15 protein-coding genes and 1 pseudogene are annotated in these 19,101 nt (G+C 44.4%); 9 read left to right on the forward strand and 7 right to left on the reverse strand.

The window, feature by feature from the left end:
* The first annotated feature begins 94 nt into the window (after nucleotides 1–94).
* Nucleotides 95–1,270, forward strand: coding sequence for a thiolase family protein (locus tag FTU95_RS12165; RefSeq protein WP_159516686.1), 1,176 nt, complete (start codon nucleotides 95–97; stop codon nucleotides 1,268–1,270).
* 174 nt (nucleotides 1,271–1,444) lie between these two features.
* Here FTU95_RS12165 and FTU95_RS12170 read toward each other — a convergent pair whose 3' ends face one another.
* From FTU95_RS12170 to FTU95_RS12185, 4 genes are all read right to left on the reverse strand, one after another.
* Nucleotides 1,445–2,431 carry a diaminopimelate dehydrogenase gene (locus FTU95_RS12170; RefSeq protein WP_100535384.1) on the reverse strand — a complete coding sequence of 329 codons (987 nt, stop codon included), beginning with the start codon at nucleotides 2,429–2,431 and terminating at the stop codon, nucleotides 1,445–1,447.
* 287 nt (nucleotides 2,432–2,718) lie between these two features.
* Entirely contained in the window at nucleotides 2,719–3,204 is a 486-nt protein-coding gene (locus tag FTU95_RS12175; protein WP_005098005.1) for a DUF934 domain-containing protein, read from the reverse strand.
* On the reverse strand, nucleotides 3,197–4,840 hold the full coding sequence (locus FTU95_RS12180) for a nitrite/sulfite reductase (RefSeq protein ID WP_180078656.1): 1,644 nt from the start codon (nucleotides 4,838–4,840) through the stop codon (nucleotides 3,197–3,199). Before FTU95_RS12180 ends, FTU95_RS12175 begins: the two co-directional genes overlap by 8 nt.
* Before the next feature lie 256 nt (nucleotides 4,841–5,096).
* A complete protein-coding gene (locus tag FTU95_RS12185) occupies nucleotides 5,097–6,218 on the reverse strand; it encodes a CaiB/BaiF CoA-transferase family protein (protein WP_180078658.1) in 1,122 nt (373 codons plus the stop codon).
* Between the two features lie 213 nt (nucleotides 6,219–6,431).
* Between FTU95_RS12185 and FTU95_RS12190 the strand changes: the two genes are divergently transcribed.
* From FTU95_RS12190 to FTU95_RS12205, 4 genes are all read left to right on the forward strand, one after another.
* The gene (locus tag FTU95_RS12190) at nucleotides 6,432–7,442 is read left to right on the forward strand and encodes an AraC family transcriptional regulator (RefSeq protein ID WP_005098008.1); all 1,011 of its coding nucleotides are present in this window, start codon (nucleotides 6,432–6,434) and stop codon (nucleotides 7,440–7,442) included.
* Between the two features lie 170 nt (nucleotides 7,443–7,612).
* A complete protein-coding gene (locus FTU95_RS12195; RefSeq protein ID WP_180078660.1) occupies nucleotides 7,613–8,818 on the forward strand; it encodes an acetyl-CoA C-acetyltransferase in 1,206 nt (401 codons plus the stop codon).
* A gap of 296 nt (nucleotides 8,819–9,114) precedes the next feature.
* Entirely contained in the window at nucleotides 9,115–11,250 is a 2,136-nt protein-coding gene (locus FTU95_RS12200) for a 3-hydroxyacyl-CoA dehydrogenase NAD-binding domain-containing protein (RefSeq protein WP_180078662.1), read from the forward strand.
* Nucleotides 11,251–11,410: 160 nt separating this feature from the next.
* Nucleotides 11,411–11,752 carry a hypothetical protein gene (locus FTU95_RS12205; protein WP_180078664.1) on the forward strand — a complete coding sequence of 114 codons (342 nt, stop codon included), beginning with the start codon at nucleotides 11,411–11,413 and terminating at the stop codon, nucleotides 11,750–11,752.
* Nucleotides 11,753–11,822: 70 nt separating this feature from the next.
* On the opposite strand, the gene FTU95_RS12210 is transcribed toward FTU95_RS12205, so the two are convergent.
* Entirely contained in the window at nucleotides 11,823–12,254 is a 432-nt protein-coding gene (locus FTU95_RS12210; protein WP_100354772.1) for a GNAT family N-acetyltransferase, read from the reverse strand.
* Nucleotides 12,248–13,469: pseudogene (locus FTU95_RS12215) on the reverse strand (SAM-dependent methyltransferase). The gene FTU95_RS12210 and the pseudogene FTU95_RS12215 overlap by 7 nt, the downstream one beginning before the upstream one ends.
* A 103-nt stretch (nucleotides 13,470–13,572) precedes the next feature.
* Here FTU95_RS12215 and FTU95_RS12220 point away from each other — a divergent pair.
* From FTU95_RS12220 to FTU95_RS12230, 3 genes are all read left to right on the forward strand, one after another.
* Nucleotides 13,573–14,217: a hemolysin III family protein gene (locus FTU95_RS12220; protein ID WP_005098015.1), complete on the forward strand. Its 645-nt coding sequence runs from the start codon at nucleotides 13,573–13,575 to the stop codon at nucleotides 14,215–14,217.
* Between the two features lie 142 nt (nucleotides 14,218–14,359).
* The gene (locus tag FTU95_RS12225; RefSeq protein WP_074383499.1) at nucleotides 14,360–15,667 is read left to right on the forward strand and encodes an MFS transporter; all 1,308 of its coding nucleotides are present in this window, start codon (nucleotides 14,360–14,362) and stop codon (nucleotides 15,665–15,667) included.
* Nucleotides 15,668–15,797: 130 nt separating this feature from the next.
* Complete coding sequence (locus FTU95_RS12230; protein ID WP_100357973.1) at nucleotides 15,798–16,199, forward strand: hypothetical protein; 402 nt, start codon at nucleotides 15,798–15,800, stop codon at nucleotides 16,197–16,199.
* A gap of 24 nt (nucleotides 16,200–16,223) precedes the next feature.
* On the opposite strand, the gene FTU95_RS12235 is transcribed toward FTU95_RS12230, so the two are convergent.
* Nucleotides 16,224–17,234, reverse strand: a complete 1,011-nt coding sequence (locus FTU95_RS12235) for a metallophosphoesterase (RefSeq protein ID WP_159138925.1) — start codon at nucleotides 17,232–17,234, stop codon at nucleotides 16,224–16,226.
* A 101-nt stretch (nucleotides 17,235–17,335) separates the two neighbouring features.
* Here FTU95_RS12235 and FTU95_RS12240 point away from each other — a divergent pair, with 101 nt between their 5' ends.
* Nucleotides 17,336–18,970, forward strand: a complete 1,635-nt coding sequence (locus tag FTU95_RS12240; protein ID WP_180078665.1) for a phospholipase D family protein — start codon at nucleotides 17,336–17,338, stop codon at nucleotides 18,968–18,970.
* The last annotated feature ends 131 nt before the right edge of the window (nucleotides 18,971–19,101 follow it).

Below are 19,101 nucleotides of genomic sequence, written 5' to 3' on the forward strand. Positions count from 1 at the left end.
AAGATTGACTGCGATTAACCCTTCAATCCTAGTTTTTTTTCAATATACTGCTTATGTTTGAGAAATTAATTAAAACTTATACGGAGATATAACAATGACCGACATCGTGATTGTCAATGGTGCACGTACAGCCATGGGTGGCTTTCAAGGCAGCCTTGCCAGTGTAACTGCTCCTGAACTTGGTGCCGCTTCAATTAAAGAAGCAATTGCTCGTGCAGGTTTACAACCCGCAGATATTGAAGAAGTCATTATGGGTTGTGTTCTTCCTGCAGGTTTAAAACAGGGACCTGCACGTCAAGCGATGCGTCAGGCAGGTCTTCCGGATTCGACTGGGGCAGTAACCATTAATAAGCTATGTGGTTCTGGCATGAAAGCAGTGATGCAAGCAGCCGATATGATTAAAGCCGGCTCTGCACATATTGTTGTGGCAGGGGGTATGGAATCAATGACCAATGCACCTTATGTGCTGCCTAAGGCACGTGGCGGGTTCCGTATGGGGCATGGTGAAATCAAAGACCATATGTTCCTAGATGGTCTTGAAGATGCTGAGACAGGTCGTTTGATGGGTTCATTTGCCCAAGATATGGCAAATACCAAAGGCTATACTCGCGAACAGATGGATGATTTCGCCATTCGCTCATTGAAACGTGCACAAACTGCTGTGAATGAAGGCTATTTTTCTGATGAAATCGTAGCAGTTACGGTAAAAACACGTAAAGGTGATGTGGTTGTTGATAAAGATGAACAACCCTTCAATGCCAATATTGATAAAATTCCAACCCTGCGTCCAGCCTTTGCCAAAGACGGCACCATTACCGCTGCCAATGCCAGCTCAATTTCTGATGGTGCATCAGCTCTGGTGATTAGCTCAGCGGATCATGCCGCAGCAAAAGGTTTAAATCCTTTGGCCAAAATTGTTGCCTATGCTTCAAATTCACAGCATCCTTCTGAATTTACCATAGCGCCAGTGGGTGCAATTCAAAAGGTTCTCGATAAAGCAGGCTGGAATGCTCAAGATGTCGACCTCTGGGAAATCAATGAAGCCTTTGCCATGGTGACCATGTGTCCAATGGATGAATTCAAGCTTGATCCTGAAAAAGTCAATATTAATGGCGGTGCCTGTGCCCTGGGTCATCCTGTCGGTTCAACCGGTTCACGTATTATCCTGACTTTGATTCATGCGCTGAAACGTACCGGTGGTAAACGTGGTATTGCTGCACTTTGTATCGGTGGCGGTGAAGCGACTGCTGTGGCGATTGAGTTGCTTTAATTAAAAGCCTCCCTTTTAAAAAAGAGATTTAGAGGGATTTTATAAATCCTCCCCTCTTGCGGAACATCGTTCCTCATCCTTTAATAAAGGAGGGGGAATTTTAGAAATCAAAAAGCCTCCGATTGGAGGCTTTTTATCGTCAAATATTCAAAGCTGTACTTTAAATGATAAGACTTAAAGAATTTCTTTACGAAGTTGCTCAGGTGATTTCATTGACAACAAGCCCGGTGCCACATCAAATGCTGTTTTTGCACCATACTGCTGCATTTGATTTAAACGATAAGTTGCACGTGCATAAGCAACTAAAACGCTGGCTGTAAATTCTGGATTACTTTCTAGTTTTAATGAAAACTCAAGCACTTGTTTATGTGCATCACTGGTGTTTCCACTACGAATCACAAAACCACCATGCGGCATACGCTGGTGATCTTGTGCTAAAGTTACTTCATCAATGAAATTCACAGTCGTGTCATAGTCGGCAAAATAATCCGGCATGGTCACAATCGCTTGCTTCACTGCTTCTGCATCTGCACCCTCTGCAAGCACCACATAACACTCACGGGTATGTTTTTCTTTGGTCGTTAATACTGGACGAACACCACTACGTACTTTCTCAATTGCTTCTGTTGAAGGAATGGTATATTGCACCCCTGCTTTCACACCTTCTACACGACGAATGGCATCTGAATGACCCTGGCTTAAGCCTTTGCCCCAGAAAGTATAGGTTTCACCGTCTGGCAGTAAAGCTTCACCAAATAAGCGATTGATCGAGAACATGCCTGGATCCCAACCAATGGAGATCATCGCAGTTTTCTTGCTGGCTGTTGCAGGTGCATCGACCGCTGCATAATATTCAGGAATACGTGCGTGGGTGTCAAAACTATCGACAATATTAAACTGGCTGGCCAAGATCGGACCTTGTTGCGGTAAGTCGTCTTTTGAACCGCCACATAAAATCAGCACATCAATTTTATCTTGGAAATCTGTCAGTGAGTCCATATGGAACACTTGGGTTGCTGCGAAGCAAGGAGATACCGTTTCAGGCGCACGACGGGTAAAAATACCCACAAGTTGTAAATCTGGATTCTTTTGAATGGCGGTTTCAACGCCACGACCCAAGTTGCCATAACCAGCAATACCAATACGGATAGAATTTTGCATAAAGACAAGTCACTTCATCATGAAAAAATTAAAAAAATAAATCAGATGACGATCCCATTAAAATCGCCCTCTTGATTGATTTTGCATACTCGAAAATTAGCACTCTGCTCGCGTTACTCTCAGCATAAAGATACTTATGCTACAGCAATTCGCAGCAATTTAAAGCATTCAGGATAGTATAGAAACAATCATATCTATCGTCCAAAGCAAACAAAAAGCCTGCATTGCAGGCTTTTTGTTTATAAGAAAAACAGACTTATTTACAGACAAGCTTTTTAACTTTCAGGTTAGGCACCTGTTTGATAATTTGCCTGATTCACCGCGGTCGATGCTTGGTACGGATTTTTAAAATCATTTAAACCGGCAGCCGCCTCCTGAATGTCTTTACCTTCTTTAATCACGAAAGTATCGAAACCAGAACGCTTCATGTAGTTCAACACATCTTTGAATACATCACCAGTGGCACGAAGTTCGCCTTGGAAACCTTGACGGCGTAAAAGTGCCGCAAATGAATAGCCACGGCCATCATTAAAACCGGCGAATTCAATAAAGATTGCATCTAATTGAGCTAGCGGAAATTCATTGCTTTCAGGTGAAGCATCAACGGTTAAGTACAATGCTTTTTTACCTGAAACATGGCGAAGCTGATCTAACTGATCTACCGTCAGAACCACATCACCTTGTGGTAAAACACCCTCTTCACCGATGAGCTGGTAAGTATTTTCTGTCACTGTGCCATCTTTAGAGAGCACTGCGAGTGCGGTATTAAGCATATGCACGCTCCTTGAATGGTTGGATGCCAACACGGCGATAAGTATCGATAAACTCTTCAGCGTCCTGACGTAGATCAAGATAGGTATTTAGAATTTCTTCTACAATATCCGGCACCACATCTGCTGCAAATGACGGCCCAAGAATGTCGCCAATTGAGGCATCATGGTCTGCATTACCGCCAAGCGTGATCTGGTAGAATTCAGCGCCTTTTTTATCAACACCCAAGATCCCGATATTACCGACATGGTGATGACCACAGGCATTCATACAACCAGAGATGTTCAAGTCCAGTTTACCCAAGTTGTAAATGGTATCCAGATCATCAAAACGGCGTGAAATCGCTTCAGAAATCGGAATCGATTTTGCATTGGCCAATGAACAGAAATCACCGCCCGGGCAGCAGATGATGTCGGTCAAGAAACCGATATGCGCACGTGCCAGATTGTTTTGTTCAAGGGTTTGCCATACAGCAAACAAATCTTTTTGCGGCACATCGACCAGCGAGATATTTTGTTCATGCGTGGTACGTAATTCACCGAAAGTGTACTGATCGGCAAGGTCTGCAATCAGGTTCATTTCTTCAGTGCTGACATCACCCGGTGCAATGCCGGCACGTTTCAGTGAAATCGTCACAATACGATAACCTTTCACTTTATGTGCATTGGTATTGATGTTGAACCACTGTTTGAATTTCGGATATTGCGCGAACAATTCAGTGAAATCTTCATCTGCATAATCTTGGTAATCGAATGGCGTGAAGTTCTCATCCATTTTCGCCAAGGTGTCTGCATCGATTTTCAGTGTTTTAATCGTATGCTCAAATTCAGCTTCAACTTTCTCGGCAAATACTGCTGGCGTTAAGGCTTTTACCAGAATCTTGATACGCGCTTTATATTTGTTGTCGCGACGGCCATGCAAGTTATACACACGAAGTACTGCTTCCAAATAAGCAATCAGGTCTTCACGTGGCAAGAACTCACGAATAAAGCTGCCAATCACTGGCGTACGGCCAAGACCACCACCCACTTTGATTTTATAGCCCATTTCGCCGGCTTCATTACGCACAATATATACACCGATATCGTGGAATGCAGTGGCGGCACGATCGGTTTCTTCAAGCGCAGAGACTGCAATCTTGAACTTACGTGGCAAGAAGGCAAATTCCGGATGGAAAGTTGACCATTGACGGATCAATTCACAGGTCGGACGCGGATCGGCAATTTCACCAGCCACTACACCGGCATACTGATCCGTCGTGGTATTACGGATACAGTTGCCTGAAGTCTGAATCGCATGCATTTGCACGGTCGCCAGTTCAGCCAGCATATCTGGCACGTTTTCCAGTGCCGGCCAGTTAAACTGGATGTTTTGACGGGTCGAAATATGCGCGTAACCACGGTCATATTCTTTAGCCAAATCAGCCACTTTACGCAGTTGCTTTGAGTTCATCAAACCATAAGGCACTGCAATACGTAACATCGGCGCATAACGCTGTACATACAGACCATTTTGCAGACGAAGCGGACGATACTCATCTTCGGTGAGTTTACCGGCTAAATAACGTTCCGTTTGGTCACGGAACTGTGCAACACGTTCATTAATCAGTTGCTGATCGAAATCAGTATATAAATACATGGCGTACAGCTGCTAGTAGTTTCTATTATATCGATCGCAAGGATAGCGAGATTAAACCTATCAATAAAATGCTTTTTATACATATTTCATAGCTGTTTTATTGATAAGCCTGCCAAAGTTTCACTGATATCACGGTTTAGCGCATTTAGTGTAGTTTTAAAGCAATAATGCTTTAATTCATCAATCGTTAGCAGTTATCTTCATATAGTGATATTTCAATCTTTTACCCTTTTTGTCTTTTAAATAATTAAAAATATTACCATTTTTCACTCTCACCCAAAAACTGACCGGCAAAATCATAACGTATCTTTGAACGTGAAAATTTAATCGGACAGGCCAGTTGTGCTTCGGTCTGCTGACTATCGGGTTTTAATGGAACCTGTACTAGCCATTCTCGCTGTTGCGCTAAATCAGAATGTAAAGCTTCTTCAAGTTTTAGCACCGGCTCGACACAGACATCCAGCGCTGCGAATAGTGTTTGCCATTCCGCTAATGGTTTTGACTTTATTCTATTTTGAATTGCCTGTTTCACCGCAGCACGATCTTCTGGAGCAAAAGAATTGCCTTTTTCTAGAATAATCGGCAGTTCTAAAGCCTGTGCCAATCCCTGCATAAATTGAGGTTCCAGACTGCCAATCGACAGATAACGTCCATCCTGTGTTGCATAATAGTCATAGAAAGTCCCGCCATTCAGATAGCCAGACTCAGGTCGTTGATGCTGATTGCCAGCCAGACTGGCGGATGCGGCCAGATTATTCATGGTGACCACACAATCGGTCATGGAAATATCAATATATTGACCTTTACCGCTGCGCTGGCGTTCGATCACTGCCGCCAGAATTGCAATCACGGCATGCATAGAACCACCGGCTACATCGGCAACCTGAATGCCTAAAGCAGGTGGCCCACTTTCGATCCGGCCACTGTGTCCAGCAATACCGGACAAGGCCAGATAGTTAATATCATGTCCTGCTTTCGCTTTGTAAGTACCGGTTTGGCCATAGCCAGTGATGGAACAGTAAATTAATTTGGGGTTAATTTCGCTTAAGGTTGAGTAGTCCAGCCCAAGCCTTTGCATCACGCCGGGACGGAATTGCTCAATCACAATGTCATAATCTGCAACCTTGGATTTGACCAGTTCGATATTGGTCGGATCTTTCAAATCCAGTGCTACCGATTGCTTGTTTCGGTTCAGATAACTCTGTGAAGTGGCCTGTCCATTGGCAAAGGGGGGCATTAATCGCAACAGGTCCGGGCGGGTCGGTGATTCAATATGCACAACCTCGGCGCCGAGATCAGCCAGATATAATGTCGCGAATGGGCCTGGTAATAATGTAGAAAAGTCTAGAATTTTCAATCCTTTTAAGGTATATGACATTGGAGTATTTACTCTACTTATATTGCTTTTTTCAGCATCATAGAAACATAAATGCATAAAAACAATGTCATGTTCAGCCATTTACCTTGATAGTTTCGGCAATCTAATATGTAAGAAAATGGCAAAGGTGTTCTTGTAAATTGCCATTGCTTTATTATTTTTCGTCATTTAGGTCAAATATTAGTGAACATTAAAGAGACTGAAGGATTAAACATGAGTCGTGATACGATCAGTATCCATTTCGTCAATGCAGCCTTATCTGGCGTCAAGCGCTTAGGCATGGATGTCGATACTTTATTGTCTCACGTCGGAATTGAAGCAGAACTGCTGCATCAACCCAAAGCCCGTATTTCACCTGAACAATATACCCGCTTTATTAAAATGTTATGGATGGTGACCCAGGACGAGCATGTCGGCTTTGACAAACAGCAACGCCGGTTAGGCACTTTTGCCATCATGTGTCAGCTCATCATTCATGCCAAAACCTTAGGTGATGCACTGGAACTTTCCTCGCAGTTCTATAAACTCTTCGGTGATGACTGGTCGGTGACCCTGGAACGTGACAAACACGAAGCACGTCTGGTGCCCCTCATTCCAAATGCGATGGATCCGGATCATTTTATTACCGAAAGCATGCTGATGATCTGGCATGGTCTGGCATCTTGGCTGATTGAACGTCGTTTACCGCTGGAACGTGTGCATTTTAGCTATCCACGTCCAGTCCATGCCGATGAATATGATGCCCTGTTCTTTGCGCCGGTAATGCAGTTCGACATGCCACGTACCGAAATCACCTTTGCTGCGGACTATCTGGACCTGCCGATCCGTCAGAATGAAGAAACCTTAGAGGAATTCTTAAAAGCTGCGCCTGCTCAGCTCCTGGTGAAGTTTAAAAATACCAACTCGCTGACCTCAAGAATCCGTGATGTATTGAAGAGCCAGATTGGCGAAGAAATGCCGACATTGAATGATGTCGCGTCAATGCTGTATTTATCTCCTCAAACCTTGCGCCGCCGTCTGGCAGCCGAAGGTAAAAGCTATCAAGGTGTGAAAGATGCCTTGCGCCGTGATGCCGCGATTCATCTGTTATTGAATCCAGATCTAACCCTCGAAGATGTCGCGCAGCAGGTCGGTTTCAGTGAAACCAGTACCTTCCATCGTGCCTTCAAGAAATGGACCGGTGTAACCCCAGGTCTATATCGCCAGTTGCATGGTTATCATTAATTAAAATTCTCGATATCCTCTTCTCCAGCCCAGGCTTCCAGACCTGGGCTTTTTTTATTGGCAAAAATCGTCAAATGATCTGGTCCGTTCTCGTCATTGCACTTCAAAATTTAAGTATTACACTCGAGTCATTAGAATAATTTTCAGCAAATTAATAAAAGGGACATGCTATGAGCGAGGCATATATTATCGACGCCATTCGCACGCCACGCGGAAAAGGTAAAAAAGATGGATCTTTACATCAAGTCAAACCCATTTCATTACTGACTGGCTTACTTAACGAACTTCAGGCACGTCATCAATTTGATACATCAAAAGTCGATGATATTGTGCTGGGTTGTGTCACACCGATTGGTGATCAAGGCGCCGATATTGCCAAAACCGCGGCGATCGCAGCGGGTTGGGACAATGATGTCGCCGGTGTACAAATCAACCGTTTCTGTGCTTCCGGTCTGGAAGCTGTCAATCTGGCTGCACAAAAAATCCGTTCTGGCTGGGAAGATCTGGTCGTTGCAGGCGGCGTCGAATCCATGTCCCGCGTAGCGATGGGTTCCGATGGCGGCCCTTGGGCACTAGATCCTGAAACCAATATGGCCTGTGATTTTATTCCGCAAGGTATTGGCGCGGACTTGATTGCCACGATTGATGGTTATAGCCGCACCGACGTAGACCAGTTTGCCGAGCAATCCCAGAAGAAAGCCGCTGCCGCACAAGCCAATGGTTATTTCAACGCTTCTGTTATCCCGGTCAAAGACAAGGCCGGTGTGGTGATTCTGGACAAAGACGAATTTATCAAACCGACCACAACTGCTGAAGGCTTAGGCAAACTCAATCCTAGTTTCGCGACCATAGGACAGATGGGCTTTGATGCCATCGCCCTACAAAAATATCCTGAAGTTGGCACGGTGAATCATGTGCATCATGCCGGGAATTCTTCCGGAATCGTCGATGGTGCAGCCGTGGTTCTCATCGCATCGGAACAAGCGATCAAAGAACAAGGTTTAAAACCGCGTGCCAAAGTACTGGCCACGGCGCTGGTCGGGGCTGATCCTACCATTATGCTGACCGGCCCTGCCCCGGCAGCACGTAAAGCTTTGGCTAAAGCTGGCTTGACGATTGATGATATTGACCTGTTTGAAGTCAATGAAGCTTTTGCTGCGGTGGTGATGCGATTTATTAGCGAACTCAATGTTGATCCAGCGAAAGTGAATGTGAATGGTGGTGCAATCGCTATGGGTCATCCATTGGGCGCAACAGGCGCGATGATTCTGGGAACTTTACTGGATGAGTTAGAACGCCAAGGCAAAAAACGTGGACTAGCCACACTGTGTGTCGGTGGCGGTATGGGCATCGCCACCATTATTGAATTGGTTTAACTCAAATATTTAAAGTGTTTGATTCACATTTTAGTCATATGCAACCTGAGCAAAACCAAAGCACTGCTTTGGTTTTAGCGCAAGATCATTGTTTTACAAAATTAATAGATTTTGCGTATGACAATGGTTTTGCCTACTTTTGCTAAATGAGAAATACATTTCGTAAGGCAGGTCGAACTGAAGCTTAAACCAAGAATTTAGATGAATTTGGAAAGGCTCCGGAATAAGGAAAATTTCTAAAATCTAATCAGGATATTAATTCCAAATTCATCCCATTATGATCTGGATAAAAATTTATGAGCGCAATTCAATATCAAAAAACTGAAGATAATATCGTCACTCTGACCTTTGATTCTCCAAACCAGTCTGCCAATACCATGAATGCAGATTTTCGTAGCGCTTTGGCTGAAACCGTAGAAAAACTCAAAGCTGATGAAAATATTACAGGCATCATTTTCCGGTCTGCGAAAAAAACTTTCTTTGCCGGTGGTGATCTGGATGAACTGATTCAAGCTACACCTGAACATGCGACTGAATTCTTCAACATGATTGAAGAGATGAAAGCACAGATGCGTTATATCGAAACCCGCGGCATTCCGGTTGTGGCTGCACTAAATGGCACAGCACTGGGCGGTGGCTGGGAGATTGCTCTGTGTGCCCATCATCGTATTGCCTTGAATGACCCTAAAAGCAAGTTTGGCCTGCCTGAAGTCACACTGGGTTTACTACCCGGTGGCGGTGGTATTGTCCGTAGCGTCCGCCTGCTCGGCCTGCAAAATGCTTTTCCCTTGTTGATGGAAGGCAAACAGTTGGGTATAGAGAAAGCCCGATCTTTAGGGCTGATTCACGATATTGCAGACAATACCGATGAACTCTTAGACAAAGCCATTGTCTGGATCAAAACCAATCCGAAGTCACAACAGCCTTTTGATGTAAAAGGCTACAAAATTCCGGGTGGTAGCCCTTCAACGCCAGCAGTTGCACAGATGCTGGCGATTGCCCCGGCGATGCTGCGTGATAAAACCAAAGGTTGCTATCCTGCACCTGAAGCAATCATGTCGGCAGCGGTGGAAGGTGCTCAGGTCGATGTCGATACGGCGCTGACCATTGAATCACGTTACTTTACTTATCTGGCCACCGGTCAGATTTCTAAAAATATGATCGCTACTTTTTGGCATGGATTGAATGCGATCAAATCCGGTGCCAGCCGTCCCCAAAAGATTGCGAAATGGAAAGCCACTAAAGTTGGCATTCTGGGCGCAGGCATGATGGGCGCAGGCATTGCTTATGTGACTGCCAGCAAAGGCATCCAGGTTATTTTAAAAGACATTTCGATTGAAGCGGCTGAAAAAGGTAAAGCTTATAGCCAGAAACTGCTGGATAAAAAAGTAGCTCAAGGACGTTTATCTGCTGATCAACGAGATCAGGTTTTAAGCCTGATTCAAGCGACTGCATCCAATCAAGATCTGGCCGGTTGTGACCTGATCATTGAAGCGGTGTTTGAAAATCCCGCACTGAAAGCTCAAGTCACACAAGAAGCAGAACAGTATCTTGCCAGTCATGGCGTGATGGCATCGAATACTTCGACCCTGCCTATTATAGAGTTAGCCCAGGCTTCAAAAAATGATCAGAACTTTATCGGTCTGCATTTCTTTAGTCCGGTCGATAAAATGCAGCTGGTCGAAATCATCAAGGGGCAAAATACTTCAGCAGAAACACTGGCCAAAGCCTTTGACTTTGTCCAGCAGATTGGCAAATTACCAATTGTGGTAAATGACAGCCGTGGCTTCTTTACCAGTCGTGTCTTTGGTACGTTCGTTCAAGAAGGTTTGCGCCTGCTGGCAGAAGGCGTGCATCCGGCACGGATTGAAATGGCCGCACTCAAAGCCGGTATGCCAGTCGGGCCATTGGCCATTCAGGATGAAGTGTCCTTGACCCTCTCCGAACATGTGGCCAATGAAAGATACAAAGTCTTAGAAGCACAAGGTCAGACCATCACCAAATCACCCGCAGATGAAGTCATTCACAGTATGATTCATGAGTTTAACCGTAAAGGTAAGGCTGCCGGTGCAGGTTTTTATGATTATCCAGAAAATGGTAAAAAGCAGCTCTGGACGGGTCTCAACCACTGGAAAAAAGAGGTTGATCTTTCTGAACAGGAAATGATGGATCGTTTCCTGTTTGTGCAGGCACTGGATACCGTGCGCTGTCTGGAAGAAGGCGTGCTGGAGTCTGTGGTCGATGCCAATGTCGGTTCCATTTTTGGCATTGGCTTTGCAGCCTGGACGGGTGGCGCGGTGCAATTCTTAAATCAGTATGGTCTGGCCAAGGCGCTGACCCGTGCCAAGGTACTCGAAAACAAGTATGGTGAACGCTTCAAAGCACCGCAACTCCTGAAAGACCGGGCAGCAGAAGGCCAGCCGATTCAATAATTTTGAGCTCTAAATAAAAAGAGGAACTGAGTTGCTCTTTTTATTTTCCGGATTTGGCTGAATCACTGGATACACTCGTCTAATGACAGATTTCGATCTGCTTTTTGATCAATTTATGTTATAAAGTTACATAAGTTTGATATCCACGTGGGTAAGACCTATGACTGATCACAGTTCACCTGAAAAATCCCCTTGGGGTTGGAAAGCACTTATTATCTTCTGTATTTTAGGTGGATTATTCATGTTTATTTTTTGGCTTGCGGTGACGAATGAACCGGATTACATGCCAAGCCAGCAAAATAAACAGACGACCCAGCAGCATGCTTTTAAAAATGCACCGACCATGTCTCCTGAAGCAATTTCGAAGGCTCAAGCAGATCGTGAGGCACGTGCGACTGCCAATACGGCTCATTCCGATACAACAGCGAATGAACATAATATGTCAACTGAAGAACATGCCAACATGGAGAGTGCCGAGCATAGCTCAGCGCATGGCCACTGATCTTGATTCAGTAAGGGCGTAAAAAAGCGAGGTCAATGCCTCGCTTTTTTGTATCTCAATAACTAAAAAATTAAAGCTTTAAATACATATCAATATGCGGGATGCCGCAATCCAGATAGTCTTCGCCCTGAACCTTAAAACCCAATGCCTGATAAAAACCGATGGCATGTACTTGCGAAGACAGTTTTAAATCTTTTCGATGATCTGCTTTGGCATAATCGATAATGGCCTGCATCAATTGCTGCCCAATCTTCAAACCACGATGTGACTTTAACACTGCAACACGACCTACACTGTTATTCGCCAGCAATCTTGCAGTGGCTATCACATGCCCCTTTTCATAGACCACAAAATGGATGGAAATGGCATCTTGCTCATCCCATTCCTCTTCAGCGGCAATATTCTGTTCTTGAATAAACACGGCTTCGCGAATGGTTTTGGCATGCTTCGCTAAATCCTCCCAACCACCCGAAACAATTTTAAGCTCTGAATCCTTTAGCATTTAGAACCAATCCCCTGCTGATTCCACTGATTATTCAATAACAATTCCAGTGAATGTTTTTGGATAGCGTACATTTCTTTCAAGTCCTGAATCTGTTTCAAGACCTCCTGATCGGGTTGTTGGTAATCTTTGCGTTTCGTCGCCAGAATCATTTTATTTTTACTGGTATGTTCCAGTGCCACAAACTCAAAAACTTTGGTTTCATAACCATAGGCTTTCAGCAATAACGCACGAATGGTATCGGTCAGCATTTCTGCCTGTTGACCGGCATGAATACCAAATTGCAGCATCGGACTCAGCACTTTTGGCGCCTGTAACTGTGGGCGCAATTCCTTATGGCAACATGGCGCACACATGATCATCTGTGCATTCAGGCGAATACCGCTGTGAATCGCAAAATCCGTTGCCACATCACAGGCATGCAAAGCGATCATTACATCCAGGCGTTTCGGTGCATAAGTACGCACATCGCCCTGAAAAAAGTCGAGCTGATCAAAGCCAGATTGTTGCGCGACCTTTTGGCAGAACTCGACCATTTTCGGATTCAGTTCCACCCCTGTAACCCACGGCATCTCACCATGTTTTTGCATATAGTCATATAAAGCACATCAGATAGCCTTTACCGGAGCCAAAATCCACCACACGCAGACCTTCGACTTGTGGCTTGAGCTGCGCCAATGCACCCGAAAAAATCTCGACAAATTTATTAATCTGTTTCCATTTACGCGCCATGCTCGGAATGATCTGCGCATTATGATCGCTAATGCCGAGATGCTGTAAAAAGATGCTGTCCTGATCAACATGACGTTGTTTAATCCGGTCATGACCCTGTTCAGCGGACTTGGCCTGAAGCGTCGAGTTTTTGTTTTTAGTACGGGTCAACATGGCTTTTTTCTTGTTTTTTTTCAGCTGTAACTCTTCATCTAGCGTCAGCAAATTGGCTTGCTTGCAACATGCTAATAATGCCGTCACCTGCGCCAGTGCATCCGCTAGAGGATAGTTTTTGGTGACATCCTGAGTTTTATGGCGATACAGACAGCTCATTACTTTTTGCCCATTTAATGAAATGACTCGCAAGGTCATTTTCTCTAAATCCTGTAGTTCACCTTTATACTGGCTTAAGATCAGACGATCAAATTGATCACTTTCAACAGCTTGCTGAAATACATCTAAAAACTGCTGTTCTTGGTCTGAGAGAGTTGCCAACGTTGACATAGATAAAACCTGAAATGAATTGCCCCTCAAGTTTAAATCTTCTTAACCTAAAAGCAAAATTGAATTACTATACAAATGTATATTTTAAAGAAGAATGACAATCATGCAGAATGCGCCGCTGGTTCCAGATTATGATCACACTGAGGAACGAATTAATTATATCAGTCATGCTGTGGGTGCTGGATTATCGGTAATTGCTGGTATTCTTTTGATTATTAAAGGGTCTTATCTCAGTACTGGACAATGGATTGGACTTTGGGTCTACGCGCTGAGCATGATCTTGCTGTTCTCTGCGTCCATGCTCTATCACATGGCCACCGCAGCAGACCGTCGTTATTTTTATAAAAAAGTTGATCATACTGCAATTTATTATTTAATCGCCGGAACCTATACGCCTTTCCTGTCAATTGCCATTCCAACAGCCAAAGCCCAGTATTTATTGATTGCACTCTGGGTGATCGCCCTCATTGGTACACTGTTCAAGTTCGTTTTCATTCATCGTTTCCAGAAAATTTCTTTAGTGGCTTATCTGGTCATGGGCTGGCTGGCGCTGCTGGTGATGGATGATATGCAACAATATCTCAGTGCTCAATCTTTGACCTTTCTGATCATTGGCGGATTGGCTTATACCGTAGGTGCATTGTTTTACGCTTTAAAAAGAGTAAGATATACCCACGCTATCTGGCACATATTTGTATTGATAGGCGCAGGATCACATTTTCTGTCTATCTATCTTTACGTGATTTAATCATCTTCTTTTTCATTTCAGTGACCCTGAGCGAGTTAAAGCGAGAAGATTGCAGTTGTTTTTTTAAAAAATTACGCCTTTTTTAAAAAGATTACGCTTTTAAAACTAAGCTTTTTTATTTTTAGTAAGTGTAAGGTTCTTCATGGCGTCGTCTAATTCTGCTGCTCAGCCAGCACAAAATTCAAAATTTCGCGTTTTAACCGCGAGCTTGGTCGGTACTACAATCGAGTTCTTCGATTTTTATATCTATGCCACTGCTGCTGTCATTATTTTTCCATATCTGTTCTTCCCTGCAAGTACAGATCCGATGACTGCCACCATTCAGTCGCTTGCCACTTTCGCCATTGCCTTTATTGCCCGCCCGATTGGTGCGGCACTCTTTGGTCATTTGGGTGACCGGATCGGGCGAAAAGCCACATTGGTCGCTGCCTTGCTGACCATGGGTATTTCCACCGTTGCGATTGGCCTCTTGCCCACTTATGCGCAAATCGGGATTGCTGCACCACTCTTGCTTGCACTCTGTCGTTTAGGTCAGGGCTTGGGGCTGGGTGGTGAATGGTCAGGTGCAGTACTTCTTGCCACCGAGAATGCACCTGAAGGTAAACGTGCCTGGTATGGCATGTTCCCGCAACTGGGTGCTCCAATCGGCTTTATTCTGGCAACAGGTTCTTTCCTGACGTTGGGCGCTTTCATGTCTGAGGCTGACTTTATGGCTTGGGGCTGGCGTATTCCATTTATCTCAAGTGCCTTGCTGGTGATTGTCGGTTTATGGATTCGTTTAAAACTGCATGAAACCCCGGCATTCCAAAAGGTGCTAGATAAACAAAAAGAAGTGAACATTCCATTTGTTCAAGTCTTCAAAAAACATTCTCGCATGCTGGTACTCGGCACCATCGCTGCAATCTGTACCTTCGTGGTGTTCTACCTCACCACAGTATTTGCATTGCAATGGGGTACTAAACAGCTAGGTTATTCTCGTGAAGAATTCCTGCAATTGCAGTTGGTTGCAACCCTATGTTTTGCTGCCTTTATCCCACTTTCTGCAGTATTGGCCGAGAAATTTGGCCGTAAAACCACCTCGATTGCAGTCTGTGTTATCTCTGCCATCTTCGGGATTTTCTTTGCAGATATGCTGGAATCTGGCAGCACGCTGGTGGTATTCCTGTTCTTGTGTATTGGTCTGGCGATCATGGGCTTAACCTATGGGCCAATCGGTACTGTATTGTCTGAAATATTCCCGACTTCAGTACGTTATACCGGTTCTGCATTGACCTTTAACCTGGCAGGCATCTTTGGTGCATCCTTTGCTCCGCTGATTGCCACCAAACTGGCAACAACTTATGGTCTGTCTGCAGTCGGTTATTACCTGACCGCAGCATCAATCCTGTCACTGATTGCATTTCTGTTGATTCGTGAAACCAAGAATGATGATGTAAATAATCAAATTTAAAGTCTTAGTTTGATTTAAAAGCCAGCATTCGATGCTGGCTTTTTTATGATTTCACAACAAAACTCTGCTACTTATCTCGTTAAATTTGCTCAACAATCAAATGGACTCAACCAGACAATGAGGCAAGGCAATGCAGGAACTTATTGAATCCCTAACCCAGGAACAGTTGGTCAATATTATTATTTTGCTGGAAGATGATAAAAAAATAGAGGCCGTTCGCTATATCACCGAGCACACGACCTTGGATGAAATCCAGGCGCTGCAAGTGATTGAGGAAATTGTCCGTGAGCACGATGTGGTCATGAAAACTGAAAGCACAGGACCGCGCTTTAGTGATGATGCGGGTGAGATTGACCTGGTAACGCCTCCCCTTGAAATTCCGACCCATCCGAGCCTGAATACCCCCACAGAAGCTGAAATCACCGCACGACAATTACGCGAAGACGTCCCAACCCGAAAAATTGAAAATAAAATCTGGATTCTGGCAGCCATTGCAGTGCTGTTATTGATCCTGATCTGGATCATCAGTTAAAGCTGAACAGGACAATATCTCCATTTAGATCAGTTCAATAATATCAATGGTGGGTGGTACTCTAAAACGAAAAGGTACGCCGACCAAACCGGTGCCAACCGTGACAAACACATCTGCATGTTCATGACGGTACATGCCCTTCTTATGCCCCAAAATTGACACTTTTTTCATGACATAATCGGTCAGCCAAGGCAATTCCACCTGTCCGCCGTGGGTATGTCCAGCCAGCATGAGAGGACGTGTCGGCAATTTGGGAATCATATCCACCGTATCGGGATTATGCGACAAAATGACCCAAGGCTTGTCCTGAGGTAAATCTGGCAGACTGCGCATATCGGCTTTACCCGCCCAGAGATCGCCCACACCCAAGAGCCGAAATTCATCAAATTCGACAATTTGCCCTTCAATATCCATGACCTGATTGACTTGCAGTGCATAACGCAGCAGTTCCTGAATCGGTGGTCCCGGATATTGCTCGTCATGATTGCCATTGACGGAATAGACTGGGGCATGAATTTCTTTTAAAACTGCCAGTTCTTGTGCCAGTTTATTTTCCGGCTCATAAGTCCAGTCTCCGGCCACCACCACCAAATCGGGTTGAACATGATTTAACTTATGCACAATTTGTCGCAACTGCCGTTCATGACCAGAAAACAGACCGATATGTAAATCTGCAATCAGGGCAATCCGGACGGGTTGCTTTAAGCGTTTATCCGCATTGATCTGATATTGTGTCGTTTTCACTTGAATTAAATGCGGCTCGATAAAGCGTGCATAACTCAAGACGGCGCTGATGAAAAATACAAAAACAGCTTCATGCAAGGAATAATAACCGCTCCATCCGGCATAAATACTGAAGAACACCAGTGGAACCAGTAAATAGGACAGGTAAAAAGCCAACAAATGACAAAATGCTTTAAATGGATGAATGGTCTCGGTACGAGATTGACTCGACCATGCCTGGTACACAGCCCAGATGGCCAGAATGGCCATGCCTAAATAAAAATAAAAAAGTACGGAACTGGTATCCCACATAGATTTGCCTTGTCGAGTCGAGAAGCTGATTACTGGCTTTATATTTATCTTTTCATAGCTGGCAATTATACTCAATTCTAATTTTTCATTCTTCGACTTATATGGCCACTGCTCCCCACGTTCAAGCTCATTCAAAATCTCCCAGCTTTTCATCAATTTACCGCTATAAAGCTGGGATTTTACTGAGCTGTAGCATGATCTTGGGTCTTCCTGCATGCAGTACTTTGCCCAAGCAAACTGAGCAGCCTAGCCAGATGGCATTTGAAACAGATACCTCACAAACCAGTTTGGCGCAAATTGTTGAACCTTTACGTGAACAGAACATCGGCCTGACCGGCTATCGTGTGCTCTATGACCCACTCGAAGCACTGGGTGCGCGTATCCAGCTGATTAAGAAGGCCGAGCGTAGTCTGGATCTACAATATTATATTTGGGACAACGACCGGATTGGCACCCTTGCCCTGCATGCGATTATTCAGGCGGCAGATCGTGGCGTAAAAGTGCGTCTGTTAATGGATGACAATAATGCCAAGAAAATGGAAGGCATTTATCTGGCCTTAAACCAGCATCAGAATATCGATGTCAAACTGTATAATCCCTACCGTTTTCGAAAATATCGTGCCATGGACATGGTGCTGGATTTAAAACGTATTAATCGCCGCATGCATAATAAAAGCTTTATTGCCGACAACCAGATTGCCCTGATTGGTGGACGCAATATGAGTAACCAGTATTATAATGTCAGTGAAATTTATCAGTTTTCCGATGTCGATGTGATGCTGGTCGGTGCAGCATCGGATGAAATCATTCATTCCTTCGATGAATACTGGAATGATGATTATGCCTATCCGGTGCAACAGATTGTCAATCCGCGCCATCATGGCTTACGCTTTCCAAGCCTGAAGCAACAACTGGAAAAGCACAGTCAGGATCAGGCCACACAGAATTATCTGGATCTGGCCAATCGTTCCAGAGCATTTGACCAATGGCTGGAACAAAACATTCAACTGGATTGGGTCGAAGCCGAAGTGGTCAAAGATCCTCCAAGCAAAATCAAGGCCAAGGCCAAAGCCGAAGAACATCTCAACTTCCAGTTATTACAACATCTGGAAAAACCTGAACAAAGTGTTGATATTGTCTCTGCCTATTTTGTTCCGGAAAAAATTGGCGCAGATCGTTTAAAGAAACTGGCGGATGAAAATATCGAGGTCCGTGTCTTGACCAATTCGTTTAAAGCCAATGATGTTGCCGTGGTACATGCCTTTTATGCCAAATATCGTCAGGATTTATTGGAAAATGATGTGCAGCTGTATGAGTTTCTTGCAGCGCCAGATGCCGATCATCTCAATGCCAATACAGCGGAAATTTCCAAAAAAGCCAAAGTCAGCCTGAAAGGTTTAAGCCGCTCCAGCCTGCATGCCAAGCTAATGGCAATCGATCAAAAACAGGTGTTTATTGGTTCTTTTAACTTTGATCCACGTTCTGCCTATCTCAACACTGAAATTGGTGTCTTACTGAATAGTCCCTCTTTAGCACAGGCAGTGCACCAAACCATGGATCAGAACTTAAGTAAATATGCCTATAAACTGGTGCTGGATGCCAACCAGAATATTAACTGGAAAATCAAGAAAGCCAATGGAGAGATTAAAACCTTCACCAAAGAACCCGGAATAAAATGGTACCAAAAAGCTGGACTCAAACTGGTGTCATGGTTACCAATCGAAGGGTTTATGTAAGTGACAAACAGCTTGAGTTGAACTATTTAAAATAGCCTCTTCTTTAACGCTGCCTGCTTCTAGTGGATTTACCCAAGTTTCAAAGATACGAGTGTGGCAAGGATGTCACATATTATCTATCACGACAGGAC

The sequence above is a fragment of the Acinetobacter sp. YH12208 genome, assembly GCF_013418055.1.
Lineage (GTDB): Bacteria > Pseudomonadota > Gammaproteobacteria > Pseudomonadales > Moraxellaceae > Acinetobacter > Acinetobacter pseudolwoffii.

Bases quoted from the DNA above. Each gene is read 5' to 3' on its own strand.
- FTU95_RS12195 (WP_180078660.1), top strand. From the start codon at position 7,613: ATGAGCGAGGCATATATTATCGACGCCATTCGCACGCCACGCGGAAAA.
- FTU95_RS12235 (WP_159138925.1), bottom strand. From the start codon at position 17,234: ATGTGGGATACCAGTTCCGTACTTTTTTATTTTTATTTAGGCATGGCC.
- FTU95_RS12170 (WP_100535384.1), bottom strand. From the start codon at position 2,431: ATGCAAAATTCTATCCGTATTGGTATTGCTGGTTATGGCAACTTGGGT.
- FTU95_RS12165 (WP_159516686.1), top strand. From the start codon at position 95: ATGACCGACATCGTGATTGTCAATGGTGCACGTACAGCCATGGGTGGC.
- FTU95_RS12175 (WP_005098005.1), bottom strand. From the start codon at position 3,204: ATGCTTAATACCGCACTCGCAGTGCTCTCTAAAGATGGCACAGTGACA.
- FTU95_RS12210 (WP_100354772.1), bottom strand. From the start codon at position 12,254: ATGCTAAAGGATTCAGAGCTTAAAATTGTTTCGGGTGGTTGGGAGGAT.
- FTU95_RS12205 (WP_180078664.1), top strand. From the start codon at position 11,411: ATGACTGATCACAGTTCACCTGAAAAATCCCCTTGGGGTTGGAAAGCA.
- FTU95_RS12180 (WP_180078656.1), bottom strand. From the start codon at position 4,840: ATGTATTTATATACTGATTTCGATCAGCAACTGATTAATGAACGTGTT.
- FTU95_RS12225 (WP_074383499.1), top strand. From the start codon at position 14,360: ATGGCGTCGTCTAATTCTGCTGCTCAGCCAGCACAAAATTCAAAATTT.
- FTU95_RS12230 (WP_100357973.1), top strand. From the start codon at position 15,798: ATGCAGGAACTTATTGAATCCCTAACCCAGGAACAGTTGGTCAATATT.
- FTU95_RS12220 (WP_005098015.1), top strand. From the start codon at position 13,573: ATGCAGAATGCGCCGCTGGTTCCAGATTATGATCACACTGAGGAACGA.
- FTU95_RS12240 (WP_180078665.1), top strand. From the start codon at position 17,336: ATGGCCACTGCTCCCCACGTTCAAGCTCATTCAAAATCTCCCAGCTTT.
- FTU95_RS12190 (WP_005098008.1), top strand. From the start codon at position 6,432: ATGAGTCGTGATACGATCAGTATCCATTTCGTCAATGCAGCCTTATCT.
- FTU95_RS12200 (WP_180078662.1), top strand. From the start codon at position 9,115: ATGAGCGCAATTCAATATCAAAAAACTGAAGATAATATCGTCACTCTG.
- FTU95_RS12185 (WP_180078658.1), bottom strand. From the start codon at position 6,218: ATGTCATATACCTTAAAAGGATTGAAAATTCTAGACTTTTCTACATTA.